The sequence below is a fragment of the Corynebacterium sp. 74A genome, from assembly GCF_008930665.1.
Classification (GTDB): Bacteria; Actinomycetota; Actinomycetes; order Mycobacteriales; family Mycobacteriaceae; genus Corynebacterium; species Corynebacterium megadyptis.
Genome location: NZ_PQMG01000002.1, coordinates 226,989 through 247,598, shown reverse-complemented (window position 1 = coordinate 247,598; position 20,610 = coordinate 226,989). Strand labels below are relative to the sequence as shown.

Genomic DNA, 20,610 nt, shown 5'->3' with positions numbered 1-20,610 from the left:
GCGATGCAAGGAAGGGGACCGCCGCCACCGTGTCCGACGAGGATCTGCCCGCCCGCTCACTCGCCCACCCTGGTGCACACTCGCAGCGCTATCCCTATTACTCCGGCCCCTTGGGGGTGGTGTGTGACCGGCATGATCCGCACGCGGGGGCAGATTTTTATCTCTGGGCACCGACCGCACGTTCGGTGAGTCTGCATCTAGCGCCGCCGCAGCAGCCGATCGGCGGCCCAGCTGGGGGCGTCTCCTCGGCCGAACCGGCGGTCTATGCTCTGAAGCGCGGTGCACACGGTAGCTGGCACTGCCGGGTAGATAGCGATGTGTGGGGCTGGGACTACCACTATGTGCTGGAGTTTGCCGATTACAGCACTACGGCGGTGGACCCCTATGCCACCGCGGTCACGGCCAATGGGGTACGCGGTGTTGTGCTGGATCCGGCGCATCTGCTGCCCGCGGTGCAGCGGGCTCCCTCCTTCGGGGCGCTCGAGGATGCGGTGATCTACGAAGCACATATTCGGGATCTCACGATCGGCGAGGATAACGGCATCACCCACAAGGGAAAGTTCCTGGGCCTGACAGAGGAAGGCACTCGCACCGCGGCCGGTTATCCTTCGGGCCTAGATTATCTCTGCTCGCTCGGGGTGACGCACATTCAGCTCCTGCCGGTAAGCGATTTCGCCACCGTCGATGAAACCGCGGACCTCGGTTTCAATGCCCAATACAACTGGGGCTATGATCCGGCGCACTATAACGTCCCCGAGGGCAGTTATTCCACCGACCCTACTGACCCTGCGGCTAGAATTACCGAGTTCCGTGCACTCGTGGACGCACTGCACGCCCGTGGCCTGCGGGTGGTGATGGATGTGGTGTACAACCACGTCTACGATGCGACACAGCATCCATTTCAGCGCACGGTTCCCAGCTACTTCTTTCGCACGGACGCTAATGGCCAGCACTGCGATGGCTCCTTCTGCGGCAATGAGACGGCCTCGGAGCGGTCCATGATGCGCCGATATATTGTGGATTCCTTGTGCTATTGGGCCAGTACCTATGGCGTCGACGGTTTCCGGCTGGATCTCATGGGGCTGCACGATGTCGCCACCATCAGGGCGGTGCGCGCCGCGCTGGATGCGATCGATCCCGGCATCGTGCTGCTGGGGGAGGGCTGGGAGATGGGCAATCATCCGCCCGAGTCACTTGGTGCGAATCAAAGTAACGCGCGGCTGCTGCCGCGGGTGGCGATGTTCAATGACACCTTCCGCGATGTGATCAAAGGCGGGGTGTTTCACGCCGACTCTCGTGGATTCATCTCCGGTGGCGGCGGGGGACAGACGCTTATCGACGCCCACCTCGGTGCCCGTACCACCCGCACCTATCTCAGCGCGGCCCAATCGGTGGTGTACAACGAGGCGCACGACAACCTCACCATGTATGACAAACTTCTGGCCACCGGGGTCAGTGATCCGGTCCGGCGGCATGCCCTCGCCACCGAGATTCAGCTGCTCTCCCGCGGGGTGATGTTCCTGCATGCCGGGCAGGAATTCTGCCGCACCAAGCACGGGGTGGAGAACTCCTATAAGTCCCCAGATACGATCAACGTCTTCGACTATGACCGCGCCGCTGGCTTCCCGAACATGGGGCATGTCGTGCGGGATATGCTGCGGTTGCGGCGGGAGCACTCCTGGCTACGAGAAAGTGACTATGCCCAGATCGCGGCCCGCACCACGGTGCTGCACTGCGGCGAGGAGCGTCTGGCCTATGTGGTTCGCGCCGCCTTCGGCGAGAACGCCGCCCTAGTGCTCATCAACGGCTCCGAGGAGGCGTGGGTCCCCACGGCGGAATGGGGCCTGGGGGAGGTGGTGGCGCTGCATCTGCATGACCATAGCGTGCGGCGCCAGTCGGTGCGCGCGGATTCGGTAGCGGAGCTGAGTATCCCGCGCCTGAGCGTGACCTTGGCGGAGCTGCAAGAAGAAGCGCAGCCCTGGCCGGTGGGGCAGTGGCGGCGCTAGCAGGAATTCACCCCCGCTGCGTAACGGTGAGTTTAAGAAAAGTTAACGCGGCGTAAAACCTTGGAGGAACGTAAGAGAATGTGGTGAAAAACCGGTTCAACTGGGGAAGGATCCTGTTATTCTTAGCCGAGTGAAACGCCGACACTTTCTCGCATTAACCTCTGCCACGGGGCTTGCCGCTGTGGCTCCCGTGAGTCTCGCTGAGGCGAGTGAACCCGCCCCGCTGGGGGGCTACTTTCAGCACTCGGTGGCCTCCGGTGACCCGCTGCCCCATGCAGTTATCATCTGGACTCGGCTCACCCCTACCGCCGAGGCCCTCCCCGGCTCTGGGCTGGGGCCTGCCGTCGAGGTGTTCTGGGAGGTGGCTACCGATGAGACTTTTCGCCATATCGTCTCCACAGGTGTAGCCCACACCAGCGCGGAGCGAGATCACACCATTTCGGTGGACGTCACTGGTCTGCAACCGGCCACCGAGTACTACTACCGTTTCGCCTACCGTGAGGCGCATTCTCCCATCGGCCGCACCCGCACAGCGCCTGCGGCAGGAGCGATGGATCCCGTGCGCTTTGCAGTGTGTTCCTGTGCCAACTACGAGGCCGGGTATTTTCGTGGCTACCGACACATCGCAGAGCGAGATGACCTCGAATTTGTGCTGCATTTGGGTGACTACACCTATGAGTATGAAACCGGCGGCTACACCGGCGCCTTCGATACCGTGGTGCGTCGTGTACAGCCGCCGCGTCGCACCACCAGCCTGCAAGATTTCCGCATCCGGCAGGGGCATTATAAAAAGGATCCTGATCTCGCGGCCCTGCATGCTCGATTGCCTATGATCTGTATCTGGGACGATCACGAGTTCTCCGATAACGCCTATAAGGATGGTCAAGGCGGTGGTGCGCCGGAGTTTGGCGAGGATTATCAGCTGCTGCGCCGCAATGGCATGCAGGCCTATTACGAGTGGATGCCGGTACGCACCCAGGAAGGCCGCGAGACGATCTACCGCAGCTTCTCCTATGGCAGCCTTTTCGACCTCATCGTTCCGGACCTGCGCACCTTCCGCGATGCCGCGCTGGTGCACTCTGGAGACAATAAGGATCGCAGCGATCCTCTCTTCTGGGCCCACGCGAATGATTCCGAACGCTCCATGCTGGGAAGAGAGCAATTCGAGTGGTTTAGCGAGCAGCTGGCCAATTCCACCGCCCGGTGGCAGGTGGTGGGCAATGAGGTGATGATCGCACCCATGACGCTGCCTACCGGGCTCGATCCCCTGCTCCGCTCCTTCCTGCAAAAGCAGGTGGGGCTACCCGAAGAGGGTGTGGCACTGAATACTGACCAATGGGACGGCTTCATGGCGGAGCGCCAGCGCATTGTCGATAGTATCGTCGGCGCGGGCGGTCGCAATGTGCTCTTTCTCACCGGAGACATTCACAGTAGTTGGGCCAATGATGTGCCGCTGGACCCGCAAGGCTACCGAGACGGGAACCGACGGGTGGCCGCGACGGAATTTGTAACCACCTCTATCAGTGCTGCCGGCGCCTATGATGCAGTGAGCCAGAAAATCCCGCAGCATGAGGTGGTGAAGAACATGATGCGCGTCGGAGAGAGCACACTTACCGCCGTTAATCCCTGGTTTAAGCACATTGACTTCTCACGGCATGGCTATATGGCCGTAGAGATCACACCGGACTATGCCCACGCCGACTGGGTGTTGGGTGATAGCGTGCTCGAACCGGACGCACCACTCTGGGTAGACATGAGCTACCGCACCTATGCGGGAAAGCCGGGGGCCCAGCCCCACCCCCACGCCCTCGCCTAGACGAGAGGCGCCAGCACACCTCCGCGCCGCCGCATGGACGGCACGTCAGCACTGAAATGTTCTAAGGAGAAAAAACACTCATGGTGAATCCTCGTCGAGGTCGTGCCCTCACCCTGGCCGCCGTCCTCGGAAGTGTCATGATGATTGTCGCCCCGCTCGCCCAGGCGGATATAGCTGAGCCGACCCCGCAGCCCTTCGCAGCCAGCGACTACGTGGGATATATCTCCGATATCAGCTCCTATCCCGGTGGGGTGTATCTGCAGCCGGTTGCGGGATTCTGGGATCTCGAGCGCAACCACCCCGAGGTGGTGCAGGACAACCTTGCGCGCACCATCGCCATCAATAACGCCGCCGCCGATAACCCCGAGCTCATCGCCGCTGCCCAAGAAGGGGCACTCGCCGATAAAAGGGGACTGCTGCCGGTGGTCACGGATGCTCTCGGGCCGACGCTCGCCCAGCATGTGCGCGAAGCATTAGCGGCGGGGCGCCTACCTAAAACGGAGATGCTCCTCGGGCGCGGGTGGCTGGCGCGCGCCGGTGGCCCCGCCAGCTCCACATTCGCTGAGAAGGCGGCCTTCGGCTATGACCGGCCCTTTAAGGTGGCCCCCGAGCGGATCAACCGCTACAACCCCGAAGGTGAGAACCTCTATAAAGACAGCAAGTCCTTCCCCTCGGGGCACACCAACCAGGCTACGTGGACCACCACCTTGCTGGCCTATATGCTGCCGGAATTTGCCCCGCAGCTCATCGCCCGCGGTGCCGAATCCGGCTATCACCGCGTGGTGCTCGGAGTGCATTATCCCCTTGACGTGATCGGCGGGCGCATCACCGGCACGGCTGCGGCCGCGGACCGGCTCAATGATCCACGTATGCGCGAGGCCCTCGATGCGGCCGCCGCAGAATTGCGGGCGGAGCTAGAATGGCGCTGCCAGTCCAGCCTCTCCGCGTGCGCTGCAGGCATCGCCCCCAGCGCTGCGGTGGTGGATGCCTATACTGAGCGCCTCGACTATGGTTTCGCGCCCGTCTACTCCACCGCGGCGCCGATGATCGTTCCCGAGGCTGCACCGGTATTGCTGAGCTCGATATTTCCCGAACTCACTTGGCAGCAGCGCGCCGAGGTGCTGCGCCAGACTGCCGCTCCCGCTGGTGCCCCACTGGACGATCAATCCGCCGCTGGATCCTGGCAGCGCCTGAATCTTGCGCGTGCCGCCGCCGCGACAGTGCACGTCAATGACGACGGCTCGGTGAGTGTCGAGGGATAGCCCGCTCCGGTGAGGCGAAGGGCGCACCCACCATTTCTCCGGCCGATAGCAGAAAACACCTAGGGCAGGTGACACCTAGGGATGCTCTCGCTTGATGCCCGCTAAGGCGAAACTTCCCGCCCCGGAACGACTCCGTATCGCGCCGGGGCTATGCTCGTGTCCAGACCAGCGGTGCCGACACGGGGTAGTGAGCTCCGACGCCGCGGGAGCGAAAGGAGGGGGCCGTGGACCGCGATCCCACGCGTATCCCGATCCTCCTCGAGGAGCTGCGCCGCACTTGGGAAGCCCAGCCGGAAATGCCTTTCGCCCACCTTCTGCTGGGCTTAAGCACCCATGGTGTCAGCGCTACGAGTACGGATGAGGAGGTGGTGCAGGCGCTGCAGGCTGTGCGCGGCCAGCGCCTGCCCGCGCTGCCCCCGGAACTATCGGAGACCGACCGCTTTGCGCTGCGATTCGCGGACCACCCCCGGCTGCTTACTCTGCATGGCAGCACGGTAGTCAGCTGGCAACGGCAAAGCTCCGAGCGCACTTCTCGACGCTCCGCTGCCCGCCCAAGAGACGCAGAAACCAGCCCGCGCACCCCGCTGCGGCCATCGGTGTGGACCTTCTCCAAGGTGCGCCGCGCCGAGGTGTCCATGCCGCTCGTGCTACTCGATGCCGAGGGAGTGAGTCATCGTTTGGGCGTGATTGAGCGCATTGAGCGCCTCGCAGACGTCGAGTGCAGCCCCGAGGGGCTGCACCGCAGTGATCGTGGTGCGGGTTGCTGGTGCATCGATGTGGAGGATGATGTGCGGCTGCAGTTAGGCCGTGAGCTGGTGGAGTTTCGCCGCGGCCGGCGCACGAGTTCGACGCGCAGCTATCGCTGGGAGCAGGTGCTCGAGTGCAGTCCCGGTGCCCCGTTGCGGGTGCGCACGGCGGGCGGGGAGACGCGTCAGTTCGGTGCTGTAGTCACGTGGGTGCAATTAAAGGATCGGTAGGAGGCTGAGAAAAGATGCGAGTACAACCGGTTTTTTATTATGACGGCGACTGCGGATTTTGCCAGGCCTGCGCACTCAAACTCGCCCAGCTGGCCCCGCGGGTCGCGGTGGAGCCGGCCAGCCCCAGCGATGAGGGCTTGGCACGGGTTGTACGCGCGGAAATTATCGACCACGCCCTCTACACCACCGGCTTGCGGCTCTATCGCGGGAACACCGCCATTGGCATGGTCTTGCGCCAACACGGGCGCAGCCTCGGTATCCGCACCCTCGGCCTTGCGTGTCTCCTGCCTGGTGCGGGGATCGTGTATCGCTGGGTGGCGCGCAACCGCAGCCATATCTCGCGGCTGCTACACCTGCGCTAAAGCGCGCTAGTCCAGACCGACCTTCGCGGCGGAATCCACCCATAGCCGGGCGGCGGTCCGGCTATCTCGGCCTTTCGGCGGCAGTGGGAAGCGGCGATTGCGCACATAGTAGCCACCAGGCTCTACTCCCTCGCCGAAGGGTGTTTCTGCGAGATACACCATGCGGGTGGCCGAGGTCTCTGGGGTATCCATCACCTTTGGTGCGAGGCGACTGTTATAGAACGACCCCATGAGATTGCTGGCGTCGCGGGCAAAGGAAGTAGAGACCACACCGGGATGTAGCGACAGCCCTGTGATGCCGCGATCGCCCAAACGGTTGTTGATCTCGGCGCAGAACAAGGTAGTGGCCAGCTTGGAATCAGGATAGGCCTTGCGCCACGAGTAGTCCTCTGTGTGCATGAGGTTAGAGAAATCCACCTTGCCCACGAGTGCGGCGATGGAGGAGGTGCCCACCACCCGTCCTTCCCCAGCCGCGAGCTGCGGCACTAAGAGATTGGTGAGCAGGAAGGGGGCAAGGTGATTGAGCTGGTAGGTGCGCTCATAGCCATCGGCGCTGAGCCCATAGTGCTGGAACATGCCGCCTGCATTGTTCATGAGCACATCGATGCTGTCCCAGTGCCCGGCAATATCCGCAGCGAGGCGGCGTACCTGGTCGAGCTCGAGATAATCCGCCAAAAAGTAGGTGCAGTCCAGCTGGGTGGCCAGCCGGATTGTTTTCTCCTCGTTGCGACCAACAATCAGCACCCGGTGGCCACGCTCCACAAGCTGACGAGCGGTCGCCGCCCCCACCCCATCACTGGCACCTGTAATCACGATATTTTTCATGTCCTCTAGCCTAGTGCGGCGCTCCAGCGAAGGATGCTGCTCGGCAGCGCGCGACAGCGGCTGCGGGATGGCGTCGATAAGCGAAAACTCCCCGCCGAGGCGGGAAGACGTGCTATGAGGAGGGCGAAGTTGGGGTGTTGGAGGCGATAATCTGCTCCGCCTCATCCGAATCGGAATCGATGTCCACCTCGGTAAGGATCTCGGAGATGAACTCCTTTTCCGGAATGTTGGAGTTATAGGCGATTGTGCGCAGCTCCCGAGCCTCGGTGCGGGTTAGCTTCTCGTCGGAGGTGACTCGCTTGCCCAGCAGCTCGCGGGCGCGGCGGCGCAGCTCAGTTTCTGACTCTAGGTCACCGCGGTGCTTCCACCAGGCCCAGCCGATGATGATCATGATGAGGATGCCCATATAACCCAGGATCGGGTAAATCCAACCGATCAGATTGGAGAACCCAATGAAGCTGAGCACGAAACCGATGAGCACGGCGATGCAATAGGCCTTGTAGAAGTTCTGTGGCTTGTTCTTGGTCACGCGCTTGGCGAAGGCGTAGAACATACTGATCGCGGTGTTGTAGATCATGCCGTAGATGGCGAAGGTCATAATGAAGCCCAGCGTGGGGTGGATGTTATTGATCATCGCCAGGGTGGGCATGTCCGTTTCCATGACGGTGTCCACAGACATGTACATGGAGCCCACCAACACCGCCAGCAGGAAGAGGAACACGAAGCCGCCAACAATGCCGCCGATACCCACCTCGCGGGAATCGAGGAAGTTACCGCCGATCACGATGGCCATCGACACCACCACGATCACCTGCAGGCCGAGGTTATTGAGCGCGGAAATCCACCAATTGGGCAGCGTGGTGGGGATCTGGGTGGCCTGGTCGTGCAGCGTCGAGAAGTCTGGGTTGGAGTGGACAATCGTCCACAGGGTGGCGGTACTGATCAACACGATGATGAAGGGGGTGATGGCGCCGATGACGATGGTCACCTTATCCACGTCCAACAATCCCGTGAGCAGCACCAGAATGAGCATCGATATCGCGCCCACCCACACCGGCCAGCCGAATTGCTGCTCGAGATTCGCGCCGGCGCCAGCGAACATGGCGAAGCCGATACAAAACAGGGTGATCATGGTGGCACCATCCAAGATCTTGGAGGTGAGCGGGCCAGAGATCGCGTCGAAGACATTGGTGTGCTCCTTCGCGCGGTGATAACTGCCCAGCTGCAAAATGGTGACGCCGGCAATCATCATTGCCAATGAGGCCAAGACAGCCCCCAATATGCCCCAGTTACCGAAGGCCACATAGTATTGCAGCGCCTCGCGGCCCGAGGCGAAACTGGCTCCCACCAGCACGCCAATGAAGGCCATGGCGATTTCAAGCGAGCGGCGAATCATCGTTTATTCTCCTTTATCCAATAATGAAGCACTATCGGGCAGTGTCTTCCAGCCGCGCGGCAGTGCCGCGGCGCGGGTAGCCCCGATGCGGTGGCGGGGCGAGGACGTGTGTCTTCCCATTAATCTCACGCTGTGGCCGGCCGGGCATGCTGCTTCATGCCCGCTAGCGGCGCGGGGCCCGCTGGTGTGCACAGGCCCTGCGGTGGCTGCCGCCTCGTGGACGCGATAAGTCGCTGGCGCAACGACACGATCGTGCTGCCGGCGGCGCCGAGGCGCTGCGTGCTGTGCCCCAGCGATCTTGGAAGAACCGTAAACACAAGCAGGGCGGACGTAGAGAGCCGCGGGCAGCATCCTCCAGGGTGGGCACCGTGCTGGGTGGGCGAGCCGCTCGCAGCGGGCGCCTTGCAGCAGCGTACAGCCTTATACGCAGATCCCATACGGCCATCGCTCGGTGCCAGCGTCCATGACATAGAGTAGTGCCCCGCGCCCAGCAGCGAGGGCAGCGGGGGTAGGGGTGTGCGGGATGAATCGCATTGGCAGCGGATAGATCAAGGGGTTAATCAGGAGTTGATGTACCCGCCCTGCGGCGTGCTGAGTCAGAGCATAGTCAGCAGCTAGCTCTCGGTGTTCACCGCGGCCAGCTCGCCGGAGTAGAGGTTGAAGCGATCGCCTCGGTCAAACCCTACGAGCAGCAGCCCGGTGGCGCGGGCGAGGTCCACCGCCAGACTGGTGGCGGCTGATACCGCGACCAGTCCCGAGCACCCGGCCAGTACGGTTTTTTGTACCAGCTCGAAGGAGGCGCGCGAACTCATCACCATGATGTGCCCGGCGAGCGGAAACTCCATGCCCGCCATCAGCGCCGCCCCGATCACCTTGTCGCAGGCATTGTGCCGGCCCACGTCCTCGCGAATAAACAACGGCGTGCCATCGGGTGCGAAGAGCCCAGCGGCGTGAATGCCCCCAGTCTTCTCAAAGGCTTTTTGCTCGGTGCGCAGCGCCTCCGGCAGCGCGGCGATGAGCCGTGGGTGCGGGGTGATGGGGGTGATGGGATACCGGGCGGCGCGGGTGATCTCCTGGATAGAGTTGGTGCCGCACACACCGCAGGCGCTGGTCATGGTGCCGAGGCGGGGCCGCAGCGGGAGAACATCGCTTAAGGAGCACTCCAGCACGTTATAGGTGTTGGCGCCGTCTTCTCCGGTCGCCCCAGCGCAGTAGCGGGCTTCCTGTACATCCTCCGCGTTGCTAATAAGCCCTTCGCTGTAGAGGAAGCCGTGCATCCACTCGATATCGTTGCCGGCGGTGCGCATGGTGGTGGTGTAGGTGGTGCCGCCGACGCGCAGCTCGAGGGGTTCTTCCACCGCCACCGCATCGCTGCGCTCGTTCATAAAGATCTCATCATCGCGCAGGATCACCCGAGTGATGCGGGGGTTATCAATAATTCTGCCCACAGCTGTGCTTTCCACCTTATCTCGCAGTGGGCAGGGCGCTTATGGACACTGCGCTCCTGCCCACCACTACGGACTGGTTTAGTCCTCGATCAACCCGATGAGCCGCTCGGCGCGCTCCCGTACCGCAGCGCGCACCTGCTCGGGATCCAGCGCGCTGCTGTCTCCGGCGGTGTCCGCCCCCACGGCGAGGCCGAGCAGGAAACAGCTCAGCGGCGCGCCGGGGCGGCTAGGGCCATGGGCGATGCGCCCAGTAAGCCCCAGGAGCTGATCGGTGTTATCACTGGCCACGGCGCGATCCAAGCCTAGCTCCGAGCACACCTGATCGAGCCATTGCTGCATGGCCGCCATCTTCTCTGGGTCGTCTTTCTTGCCCTTGGCGGGGGAGGAATTAGTCATTGACATTCCTTCCCAGCGGCTCGATGAACACGCGGCAGGACTTGGACACTGGGGTGTGGGAGATGTGGGCGCGGGAATCCAGCGGCACCAGCACATTCGCCTCGGGGAAGTAGGTGGTCACGCAGTCCTTGGCCACGGGGAACTCCACGATGCGGAAGTTCGGGGCGCGGCGCTCGCTATCGGAGTAGCGGGAGACCAGATCCACCAGGTCGCCATCGCGGACCCCGCGCTCGCGGGCGTCCTCGGGGTTCATGAACACCACGCGGCGGCCATTCTTGATGCCGCGGTAGCGATCGTCCAGACCATAGATGGTGGAGTTGTATTGATCGTGCGAGCGGACGGTGTTCATCAGCAGCTCGCCCTCACGCAGGTCGATCACATTGGTCTCGTTGACGGTCAGGTGGGCCTTGCCGTCGTGAGTATTGAACTCACGCTGGCGCGGACCATTAGGCAGCATGAACCCGCCCGGGTTTTCGATGCGCTTGTTGTAGTCCTCGAAGCCAGGGATGGTGGCCGCGATGTGATCGCGGATCACCGAGTAGTCGTCGATCATCGGCTGCCACCACTCATCGCCGCACACCATCTTGCCGATGGTGCCCAGGATCTCGATTTCGCTGCGCAGCGAGAGATCGTGGTTGGCGGTGCGGTGGCCCTCAGAGGCGTGCACGGCACCGGCGGAATCCTCCACGGTGACCTTCTGCGGGCCGGAGGGCTTGTTATCCACATCGGTGCGGGCCAGAACCGGCAGGATGAGGGACTTCTCGCCCGGCCAGGCGTGGGAGCCATTGGGCTTGGTGGACAAGTGCACGGTCAGCTCATTGGAGGCCATGGCCTGCTCCACCACCGAGGTGTCCGAAGCCACGCGCACCAGGTTGCCGCCGAGAGAGAGGAAGAACTTGGTTTTGCCACTGCGCATCGCCTGCAGCGAGGGCACGGTGCCCAGACCGTCCTCGGCGGGGCAGTCGAAACCGAAGCGCTCTTCGAGGGCGAGGCGGAAGGGTTCCTTGATCTTCTCCCACACGCCCATGGTGCGGTCGCCCTGCACATTGGAGTGGCCGCGCAGCGGCGCGGTGCCGGCGCCCGGCTTGCCGATATTGCCGGTGAGCAGCAGGAAGTTCACCATCTCGCGGATGGTGTACACGGCGTTTTCGTGCTGGGTCACGCCGAGAGTCCAAGTAAGCACCACGGTGCGGGCTTCCTCCACCATGTCGGCGGCCTTCTTGATATCCGCCATGCTCAACCCGCAGCCGCGCAGCAGCTCGGCATCGTCGAGGGAGTTGAGGTGCTCGATCGTCTCCTCCACACCGGAGCAGAAGTTATCGAGGAACTTGTGATCGAGGGCGTCGCGACGGATCAGTTCCTTGTTGAGGGCCTGGAAGAAGGCGCGGTCGCCATCCAAGCGCACCTGCAAGAACTCATCGGCCAGCTTGGCGGGCTTGCCCACCAGAGCGGCGGGCTCCTGGGGGTCGCGGAAGCCTCGGAGGCCGGTCTCCGGCATGGGGTTAATCGCGAGGATTTTGCCGCCGTTTTCCTTGCACTTGGAGAAGGAACCGAGGGCACGCGGGTGGTTGGTGCCCGGGTTTTGTCCCACAGAGATAATCAGGTCAGTGCGGGAGAAGTCCTCAATCACCACGGAGCCCTTGCCCAGGCCGAGAGTTTCGCCCAGGGCGGCGCCGGTGGAGTCGTGGCACATATTCGCGCAGTCGGGCAGGTTATTGGTGCCGAAGCGGCGGGCCAGCAGCTGAATCATGTACGCCGACTCATTCGAGGCGCGGCCGGAGGTGTAGAACACAGCCTCATCGGGGTGAATGGTGCTCAGCTTGTCCGCAATGAGGGAGAAGGCATCCTCCCAGGAGATGGGGCGGTAGTGCTCATCGCCGCTGGAGCGGTCGTAGAGCAGCGGCTCGGTAATGCGGCCGCGCTTGCCCAACCAATAATCGGTTTTTTCGCGCATTTCGGGCACGGAGACGGAGGCCCAGAAATCACGATCGGCGCGATTCGGGGTGGTCTCTTCCGCGATAGCTTTGGCGCCGTTTTCGCAGAATTCCACAATGCCCAGCTCGTGCTGTGGCGGTTCGGGCCACGCACAGCCGGGACAGTCCACGCCGCCAGGCTTGTTCATAGTGAGCAGCGGCAGTAACCCGCGGTTCGGCACTGCGTGCTGCATCGCGTGCGCAACACCGGGAATACCCGCAGCGTAGGGCTTGGGCTTGCCGGTCGATTCGGGATTATCAAACTCGTTCGCCACGGGATTGACGGGCGCAGGCTTGAAACCGCCTGCGGGAGGGCGGAAACCAGAATCATTATGTGCGATAGTCATAGAATTGAGTATATAAGTCCTCCGAGCTTGCCCCTATATGGGGGAAATAGCTGGGGGTGGCTCCCCCACTCGGGGCTAAGCCGAGGCGCTCCGGAATCGCTGCACACCTCGTATTCAGCGCCGCGTGTCCGGCTGCGCCGTGGGCGGCTAAACGCCACGCACCTGAGCGAGGGCGGCGAGGAGGGCGTCAATATCCTCGTGTTCCATCGTCGTCTGCACCGTGAGCCGGAGCATGGCGGCACCGCGGGCCACGGTGGGGTAGCGAATGGCATTACAGAAAATCTGGCGTTGTTTCAGCGCCTCGCTGACAGCCATGGCCTCGCGCTCATCCCCGATCACCACCGGCACGATGGGCGACACCCCAGGGCTGGGCAGCCCTTGGTCGGCCAGACCCGCGCGCAGATAAGCAATATTGTCGTGCAAGCGCTGCTGGTGCTCCGGCTCCTGCGTAAGGATCTCTAGGGCGGTGCGGGCGGCGGCCACCGTGGCCGGCGGAGAGGAGGTGGAAAACACGAAGCTGCGGGCCCGATTGCGCAGCAGAGTGGCGGTGTCTTCATCACAGAGCACAAAACCGCCGGCACAGCCCAGCGCCTTGGAGGCGGTACCGATGAGCACATCGGGGCGAGAGATACCGTCGAGGCTGCCCCGGCCGTGTTCGCCGAGGGCACCCACACCGTGGGCATCGTCCACGAGCAGCCACATGCCGCGGCTGAGCGCGATCTCCTCCAAACGAGCGTGATCGGCGACCGCACCGGACATGGAGAACACACCGTCGGAGACAATGAGTCCGAATGTGGTGGGGCAGGTGGCGGTGAGCTCAGAGAGCGCGTCATAGTTGGCGTGCGGGAAGACAGTCACCTGGCAGCCGGCGGTGTGCCGCGCCATGCGGATGCCGTCGATAAGGCTGGCGTGATTGAGCGCATCGGAGAAGATCGTCAATTCACTGCCCGCAAGCTGAGCCAACGTAGCGATGGTGGAGAGATTCGCTTGGTACCCGCTGCCGAACCACACTGCGTCCTCATAACCGAAATGCTCGGCCAGCTCCCGCTCGAGGGCGCCGTGCATGGTGGTGCCGGTGGTCAGGCGTGAGCCGCCCGAGCCGGTGCCATAGCGCTCAATGGCGTTGGTAGCCGCGGTACGCATACGCGGGTGAGTGGATAACCCCAGATAGTCCGAACTGGAGAACTGGAGATAGTACTCGCCGTCGATCGTGCCGCGTGGCTGCTGTGAGCCGTCAAAGGTGTGAATCTGGCGTGCCAGGCCCTCGGCGGACCACACCTGATTGGCGGCGCGGGAGTGGTGGGAGAGTGTGCTCATAATTCAACTAATACTGGGATGTTTTCAAGATAGTTAATTGTCGCCGCGAGATCCGCGTCCGTACCCCTATATATAAGGACACGAGTACCACGTGTGCTGCCCTGCTCTTTCATGTTCAACAGGCGCCGGTAGTGGCCCGCGGTGGCGATATAGCCGGTGGTGTAGTCGGGGTCATCAGACATGCACAGCTCCGCCACAATGCCGGGGGCGCTCAGAGCCTTGGAGGCGAGGGTGAGTGCCTCGCGATAGTGTTCCTTCTCCGCAGACATCGAGCTGGCAGTGGCGTCGAAGGTGGATACCCGCACCCCGCGCTGGGGATCGGGTTCGCGCCGGGCGCCGGTAGCGGCATCGGCGATCATCGCCCCGCGCAGCCCCGATACCTCGCGCAATAGCCGCACGAAGGGGGCGGCATCCGCCACACCCACCTCGGTGAGAACCTCGGCGATCACCGCGTCGGCCGCGGCCGGGGAGTCGGTGGGCACCGTGCTGGTTTCTAGCGCGGGCACAGTAACGATCTGCTCATCCGCTACCGCCGTGGCGTGCAGCGAGATCTCCGCAGCCTGCCCCTTGGGGTGGGTCAGCGCGCGAGTGACGAGGATCTCTGCCATCTCCGCGAGCTGCTCCTTCGGCAGGATGCGCTCAGCTCCCGAAATGTGCTGGCCGTGCGCACTGGCGTGCATTTTGATGCTGTAATAACCCACGTGTGGTGACTATACCGGCGATGATTGAACAGCGTTAAGGGCGGCGCGGCGCGACGCTGTGCGTGCCGTGCCGCCTGTGGTGCTTCTCGCTGCCGCGCTAGGTGCCCTTGATGTTGAGCACCTGGCGCAGGGTGTGGCGGATGTGGACCAACTCGGCGGAGTCGGCCATCACCGCGTCGATGTCCTTATAGGCATCGGGAATCTCGTCCACCCAGGCATCGCCGTGGCGGTAAACGATCCCGCCCATGCGCTGGTCCAGATCCTCGACGGTGAAGCGCCGGCGCGCTTCGCTGCGAGAGAAGCGACGTCCCGCCCCGTGGGGTGCGGACCGCAGTGCTACTGCATTGCCCTTTCCCTCCACGACATAGCTGGCCGTGCCCATCGAGCCCGGGATGAGGGCGAGACTGCCCTCGTCGGCGCGGATGGCGCCCTTGCGGGTGAGCCACACGGTGCGCCCGTGGTGCTCCTCCTTCTCGGTGTAGTTGTGGTGGCAGTTAATGCGCTCCTCCTCCACCACCTCGGTGCCGAGGAACTCCCCGAGGCAGCGGGCAAAGCGGTCCATCATTTCTTCGCGGTTGAGATAGGCGAAGCGCTGCGCCCAGGTGAGATCCTTGATGTAGCGATCGAACTCGGGCGTGCCATCGACCAGGTAGGCCACGTCCTTATTGGGCAGCGGAATCCACCAGCGGTCCATGAGCTGCTGGGCGATACGGATGTGCATACGGGCGATCTGGTTGCCCACGCCCCGCGAGCCGGAGTGCAGAAACATCCACACCCGCTCCTCCTCGTCGAGGCAGAGCTCGATGAAGTGGTTCCCGCCGCCGAGCGAACCGAGCTGCTGCCGCCACCGAGGTGAGTGGCTCAGATCTACATCGTCGCCCTCGGCGAGCTCGTTGAGTTCGCGGCAGCGAGCATCGGCGCTGTCCGCAAGCTGCCAGTCGTTGTAGTTTCCCAGCGAGAGGGGGATGGCGGCCTCGACGGCGTCGCGCAGCTGCTCGAGGTTGCGGCCGGCAAGATCGGCGGCACTGAACTGGGTGCGCACACCGATCATGCCGCAGCCAATATCCACGCCCACGGCTGCAGGGATGACGGCGTCGATCGTGCCGAATACGCATCCCACAGAGGAGCCGAGTCCGATGTGGGCATCCGGCATGAGTGCTACGTGCGGGCGCACAAAGGGCATCGCGGCCAGCTGCTGGGCCTGGAGCAGAACCCCGTCCTCGATCTCTGAGGCGAAGTTCTTCACAATGGGGGAGTGCGGCTGCAGCGAACGGATCTCGGGATCTCTTCTGCGGCGGCCGCGTCGTCTGCGCTGTGGTGACATAGGTGCTCTCCTTCGATGAGCAAAGTGAGTATCGGTGGGTGGTGACCACACCGCCTCTGTCCTGTGCCGCAGTAGCGGGGCCGCTTATCGACGCCACCTCGCCCGCCCGGCTGGCGCATAGGCATCATTAACGATGCTGGGGGAGGAGGTGAAGGGGAGCGGCAAGAAAAACCGCGGGAAGGAGACAATCGGTGTGCGCTGTCAGCCGTACCCCGCGGTGGAATCTCGATCTAGGTGATCGGGCTCTGAATCCGCGTGGGGGCGAGGTACGGCGACAGCTTCTGCTTCACCTGTTGCTGGCCAAACATGGGGACTGTCCCTCCTTCAGTGGTGCGGATAAAAATAGTGTGTCCGGCGTGTCCCGCTAGCGCCTAGGGCTGATAAGAACACGCGCTCTTTCACTTCTAGCAGGTCAAAGTGCTCTAGGCAATGGTGATATGAGACATAGTGGAGGCTGTATTTAGCTCAGCTGCGTCTGGGCGCGCGAGTAGGTGCGGCTCGCGCCGATGAGGAATATCACCCCGGCGCCGACCGCCCAGGCGAGAGCAATGAGCAGGTGATTACCGGAATCGCTATCGGCGCTGAGGGCAGTGACCCCCTCCACGAGATGCGTGATGGGGTTATGCCGCACGAAGGGTTGTACGGGCTCTACAAAGCTGTCTGTTCCCACCACTCCGGCTGAGAGGAAGAGCAGCGTCATCAGCAGTGGGGTGACCATCATCAGCGATTCCGGATTGGTGGTGGAATACGCCATCCACGTGGCCATGAGCGCGGACACGAGCGAGGAGATCACGATTGCCAGCAGCACAACGGTGATGGTCGCCGCGCCGTGGAAGCGCGCCCCAGCGACCACTCCCACGAGGAGCGTCGCCAGTGCTGCGGAAAGGAAGCGAATCGCATAATAGAGGGTCTCGCCGCACACCAAGGGGACGGTGCCGCCTGGGCTGACGGCGATGCGGGCAGTAAATCCGGAGGTGCGCTCGCGGACGGTCTCTGAGGCGCAGTAGGTGGAGTTCATCCACTGGGCGCCGAGCACCATGAGTAGGCACACCGCCGTGAGATCGGGGCTGGTGCGGCCTTGGGAGGCGGCGATGAGATCCCCAAAGAGAATGCGCATGATCAGAAACATCACCACGGGGGTGAGCAGTGTTGCGGACATGCTGGCGCGGTCTCTGATGGTGCGCAGAATGCGGCGTCGCGTATGCAGCATGAGAGACGTGAGCTTAAGAGACATGGCCCCTCCTGAGCGCAGTACTAAATCCCCAGAATCCGGCCGCGCTGAGCACGATCAGCCACACTGCGGCCTCCACCCCGGTGGAGCCCAGTGGTTCGGCCGCGGCGAGTGCGCGCAAAGAATCCAAGATGGGAGAGAGTGGAATATGGGCGACCACCGTCCCCACATGCTCCGGCAGGGCGTCCGCGGGGACGAAGGCGGTGGATAGCAAAAGTATCGCGATGGTGAGCCCTTGGAAGGTGAGTGCGGTGGACACCGGATGGGCGGTGATGAGCACTAGCCCGTCGATCGCCGCGGAGAGCACCACGGTAATGAGGGCGAGGGCGAGCAGGAAGAGCGCCGCGGCACCGATGCCGCCGTGAAAGCGCGCACCAAGAAGAAATGCGAGCGCCAGCGGTATCGCCCCGGACCAGGTCATGCGGGTGAGATCAGCCAAGAGCCGGCCAGCCACAATCGACCAGGAGGGCACAGGCATGCTGAGCAGGCGAGAGTAAAAACCATCTTCTTTATCCTCGGCGACTGCTAGGCAGGAGCCACCAGCCGTGAAAATGATCGCCTGGGTGACGGCGGAAGGAAGGATGAAGTCGGCATAGCTATCCATAAAGTGCTCCGCGGAGCGGGCAAAGGACGCATAGAACGCGAGCATAAATATCGACGGAATCATGATGCTGGAGATCATCGCCGCCTGATTGCGCAGCAAGCGCAGCATGTCTCGTTTCCAGATGCTGGCGATCGCCCCGAAAGGCCGTGGAGTTGCTTCGAGGGGGTGGTGGATGCGAGTGGAGGTCATGGCCGCCCCCGCCGGTCGCTGCCCGCATCCGCAGGCTGCTCGCTGCTGGGGGAGGGGGTTATGTGCTGTCCGGCCACATCGCCGCTATCGGCAATGGCGGCGTAGACATCATCGAGCGAGGGCGGGGTGAGTGCCACGTCCACGATGCTGCTGTCCTCGCCCTCCCAGAGACCGAGCAAGCGAACGAGATCGCGGTGCCCACGGGGTGCTTCGGCGCGCACGCAGTTGTGTTCCACTTGGGCGGATAGTCCGGCCTTGTGGGCCTGCATGCAGAGCTTCTCGGCATGGGTGGCGCTATCCATGCTCACCTCGCAGATGAGCATGCCATAACGGCTCTTGAGTTCGGTGGGAGTGCCCTCATCAATCACCACGCCGTCGGCAAGCACCGCGATGCGATCGGCGAGACTATCGGCCTCGTCGAGATATTGCGTGGTGAGCAGAATGGAGGTGCCCTCATTGCTGAGCCGGGTGATGAGTTCCCACACATGGGCCCGCGCTGTCGGGTCGAGGCCGGTGGTCGGCTCATCGAGGAAGAGCAGGGTGGGCGGGACGGTGAGGGAGATGGCGATGTCTAGCCGGCGGCGCATACCGCCGGAATAATCCGCCACTCGGCGATGGGCGGCGGCATCCAGCTGGAACTCGCTGAGTAGCTCGGTGGTGCGGGCTGTGGCAGCGCTGCGAGACAGCCCCGCGAGACGGGCGAAGTAGATGAGATTTTCCGCTCCGGTGAGTCGCTCATCCACCGTGGCGAACTGCCCCGTCATGCTGATGTGTCGCCGCACCTCGGCGGGCTGGGTCGTGACATCGAGGCCCGCCACCCGCGCCGTGCCAGAGGATGCGGGAAGGAGAGTCGACAGCACATTGATGAGAGTGGTCTTACCGGCGCCATTGGCACCTAAGACCGCGACAATCTCGCCAGACGCTATGTGCAGGTTCACGCCTTTGAGTACGGGGATACGCTTCTTCGCCGGCCCTCGCTCGCAGCGCAGGTCCTTGACCTCAAGTGCGAGCTGAGAGTCGTGGTAGCAGGGATCAGGCACAAGTACCACCTCACTGAACTAGGGAAAGTATTCATACGCACCTAATTTCAAGGTTAGGCTACGCTAATGCTTAGGGCTAGAGGGGTGAGTGCGGAGGCACAGGGGATGCCCCCTTATGGTGTGTATCTCGGCGATAGGGGGGGGCAGCAGGCTCGCGGCCCGAGGGCCATGGGCGGGGTGTGAGGGTGTGCTCGCGGGTGGAGTTTGTACGGAGGGCTCTGTGCTAAAAGGCCAGAACAGCCATTCTTAATCGTTCAAGAAATGTCGGATGAGCTGGGCAAACGCATTTGACAGCGGGGAGGGCGCTTCCGTTGAATCAATAGTTATGCTAGGTCTTTCCCACCGTGTGTCCTCGCCGTACTCGCGGCACGCCACCTCCACCGCCACTATTCTCATGGCCCTCATCGGGGTGCTGGCGCTGCTTCTTAGCGGCTGCTCTTCTACCGGCGGCGCCCCGCGTCCCAGCGACTCCGGCGGCGGCACGGGCGGCGGCCCCGGCTTCGGCGGGGCCGATACCGATCGCGCGGTGGTGGCGATGGTCAGCCACGGCGCGCCGGGCGATACCTTCTGGGATCTGGTGCGCAAGGGCGCGGAGGATGCGGCCAAGAAGAGCAATATTGAGCTGCGCTACTCCTCCGATCCGCAGGCGCCCAATCAGGCGAACCTGGTGAAGTCGGCGGTGGATGCCGGGGTAGACGGCGTTGCTGTCACCCTGCCGAATGCGCAGGCGATCGGCCCCGCCGCCCAGAACGCCGTGGATGCCGGTATTCCCGTCGTGGGACTCAATGCCGGAATGAACGAGTATCAGAACTACGGCCTGAGCGGCTTCTTTGGCCAGGATGAATCCGTGGCCGGCGAGCTCGCCGGCGAGCGCCTCGCCGCAGATAATGCATCGAATGTGCTCTGTGTGATCCACGAGCAGGGCAACTCCTCCCAAGAGGCGCGCTGCGAGGGCGTGAAGAAGGGCCTCGAGAAGGTCGGTGCCGGCGGCTCGGTGGAGATTCTCTATGTCAATGGCATGGACCTCACCTCCGTCACCTCTACTCTGCAGGCGAAGCTCACGGAGGATCCGAGTATCGATTGGGTGATGGGGCTGGTGGCCCCAGTCGCGCTGGCCGCCGTGAAGTCCAAGGAGCAGGCCGGTTCCGAGGCCAAGATTTCTACGTTCGACACCAATGCGGAACTGGTGAGCGCCATCACCGCTGGAGACGTCGAGTGGGCAGTGGACCAGCAGCCCTATCTGCAGGGCTATCTGGCCGTGGATTCTCTGTGGCTGAATATGCGCAATGGCACCACCGTGGGCGGTGGCCGGCCGGTCTATACCGGCCCCTCCTTCGTGGACGCCAGCAATGTGGACGCCATCGCCGCCGCGGCAAAGGCGGGCCTGCGATGAGCG

The 20,610-nt window shown here is 63.1% G+C and carries 17 protein-coding genes; 6 read left to right on the top strand and 11 right to left on the bottom strand.

Features of this window, described 5'->3' with window-relative positions; translation table 11 throughout:
* Positions 1 to 29 precede the first annotated feature (29 nt).
* From pulA to GBB11_RS04105, 5 genes are all read left to right on the top strand, one after another.
* Entirely contained in the window at positions 30 to 2,006 is a 1,977-nt protein-coding gene (gene pulA / locus GBB11_RS04125; protein WP_192796312.1) for a type I pullulanase, read from the top strand.
* Between the two features lie 130 nt (positions 2,007 to 2,136).
* Complete coding sequence (locus tag GBB11_RS04120; RefSeq protein ID WP_151549478.1) at positions 2,137 to 3,822, top strand: alkaline phosphatase; 1,686 nt, start codon at positions 2,137 to 2,139, stop codon at positions 3,820 to 3,822.
* A gap of 140 nt (positions 3,823 to 3,962) precedes the next feature.
* A complete protein-coding gene (locus GBB11_RS04115) occupies positions 3,963 to 5,084 on the top strand; it encodes a phosphatase PAP2 family protein (RefSeq protein WP_151549541.1) in 1,122 nt (373 codons plus the stop codon).
* Positions 5,085 to 5,308: 224 nt separating this feature from the next.
* Positions 5,309 to 6,061, top strand: coding sequence for a hypothetical protein (locus GBB11_RS04110; protein ID WP_151549479.1), 753 nt, complete (start codon positions 5,309 to 5,311; stop codon positions 6,059 to 6,061).
* A 14-nt stretch (positions 6,062 to 6,075) separates the two neighbouring features.
* On the top strand, positions 6,076 to 6,423 hold the full coding sequence (locus GBB11_RS04105; RefSeq protein WP_151549480.1) for a DCC1-like thiol-disulfide oxidoreductase family protein: 348 nt from the start codon (positions 6,076 to 6,078) through the stop codon (positions 6,421 to 6,423).
* Between the two features lie 6 nt (positions 6,424 to 6,429).
* Here the strand turns inward: GBB11_RS04105 and GBB11_RS04100 are convergent, their stop codons facing one another.
* The 11 genes from GBB11_RS04100 to GBB11_RS04050 form a co-directional block, all read right to left on the bottom strand.
* Entirely contained in the window at positions 6,430 to 7,248 is an 819-nt protein-coding gene (locus GBB11_RS04100; RefSeq protein ID WP_192796313.1) for an SDR family NAD(P)-dependent oxidoreductase, read from the bottom strand.
* Positions 7,249 to 7,360: 112 nt separating this feature from the next.
* Positions 7,361 to 8,644 carry a hypothetical protein gene (locus tag GBB11_RS04095; protein ID WP_151549482.1) on the bottom strand — a complete coding sequence of 428 codons (1,284 nt, stop codon included), beginning with the start codon at positions 8,642 to 8,644 and terminating at the stop codon, positions 7,361 to 7,363.
* A gap of 614 nt (positions 8,645 to 9,258) precedes the next feature.
* The gene (gene fdhD, locus GBB11_RS04090; RefSeq protein ID WP_151549483.1) at positions 9,259 to 10,092 is read right to left on the bottom strand and encodes a formate dehydrogenase accessory sulfurtransferase FdhD; all 834 of its coding nucleotides are present in this window, start codon (positions 10,090 to 10,092) and stop codon (positions 9,259 to 9,261) included.
* Positions 10,093 to 10,170: 78 nt separating this feature from the next.
* On the bottom strand, positions 10,171 to 10,488 hold the full coding sequence (locus GBB11_RS04085; protein ID WP_225979182.1) for a DUF6457 domain-containing protein: 318 nt from the start codon (positions 10,486 to 10,488) through the stop codon (positions 10,171 to 10,173).
* The gene (locus GBB11_RS04080) at positions 10,481 to 12,808 is read right to left on the bottom strand and encodes an FdhF/YdeP family oxidoreductase (RefSeq protein ID WP_192796314.1); all 2,328 of its coding nucleotides are present in this window, start codon (positions 12,806 to 12,808) and stop codon (positions 10,481 to 10,483) included. The genes GBB11_RS04085 and GBB11_RS04080 overlap by 8 nt, the downstream gene beginning before the upstream one ends.
* A gap of 147 nt (positions 12,809 to 12,955) precedes the next feature.
* Positions 12,956 to 14,125, bottom strand: coding sequence for an 8-amino-7-oxononanoate synthase (locus GBB11_RS04075; RefSeq protein WP_151549485.1), 1,170 nt, complete (start codon positions 14,123 to 14,125; stop codon positions 12,956 to 12,958).
* The gene (locus GBB11_RS04070; protein WP_151549486.1) at positions 14,122 to 14,826 is read right to left on the bottom strand and encodes a 6-carboxyhexanoate--CoA ligase; all 705 of its coding nucleotides are present in this window, start codon (positions 14,824 to 14,826) and stop codon (positions 14,122 to 14,124) included. Before GBB11_RS04070 ends, GBB11_RS04075 begins: the two co-directional genes overlap by 4 nt.
* A 97-nt stretch (positions 14,827 to 14,923) precedes the next feature.
* A complete protein-coding gene (locus tag GBB11_RS04065; protein WP_151549487.1) occupies positions 14,924 to 16,150 on the bottom strand; it encodes an RtcB family protein in 1,227 nt (408 codons plus the stop codon).
* Between the two features lie 460 nt (positions 16,151 to 16,610).
* The gene (locus tag GBB11_RS04060) at positions 16,611 to 17,384 is read right to left on the bottom strand and encodes an ABC transporter permease (RefSeq protein ID WP_151549488.1); all 774 of its coding nucleotides are present in this window, start codon (positions 17,382 to 17,384) and stop codon (positions 16,611 to 16,613) included.
* On the bottom strand, positions 17,374 to 18,174 hold the full coding sequence (locus GBB11_RS04055; RefSeq protein WP_151549489.1) for an ABC transporter permease: 801 nt from the start codon (positions 18,172 to 18,174) through the stop codon (positions 17,374 to 17,376). Before GBB11_RS04055 ends, GBB11_RS04060 begins: the two co-directional genes overlap by 11 nt.
* On the bottom strand, positions 18,171 to 19,214 hold the full coding sequence (locus tag GBB11_RS04050; protein ID WP_225979191.1) for an ATP-binding cassette domain-containing protein: 1,044 nt from the start codon (positions 19,212 to 19,214) through the stop codon (positions 18,171 to 18,173). The genes GBB11_RS04055 and GBB11_RS04050 overlap by 4 nt, the downstream gene beginning before the upstream one ends.
* Before the next feature lie 394 nt (positions 19,215 to 19,608).
* Here GBB11_RS04050 and GBB11_RS04045 point away from each other — a divergent pair, with 394 nt between their 5' ends.
* Positions 19,609 to 20,607: a substrate-binding domain-containing protein gene (locus GBB11_RS04045; protein ID WP_151549543.1), complete on the top strand. Its 999-nt coding sequence runs from the start codon at positions 19,609 to 19,611 to the stop codon at positions 20,605 to 20,607.
* Positions 20,608 to 20,610 lie beyond the last annotated feature (3 nt).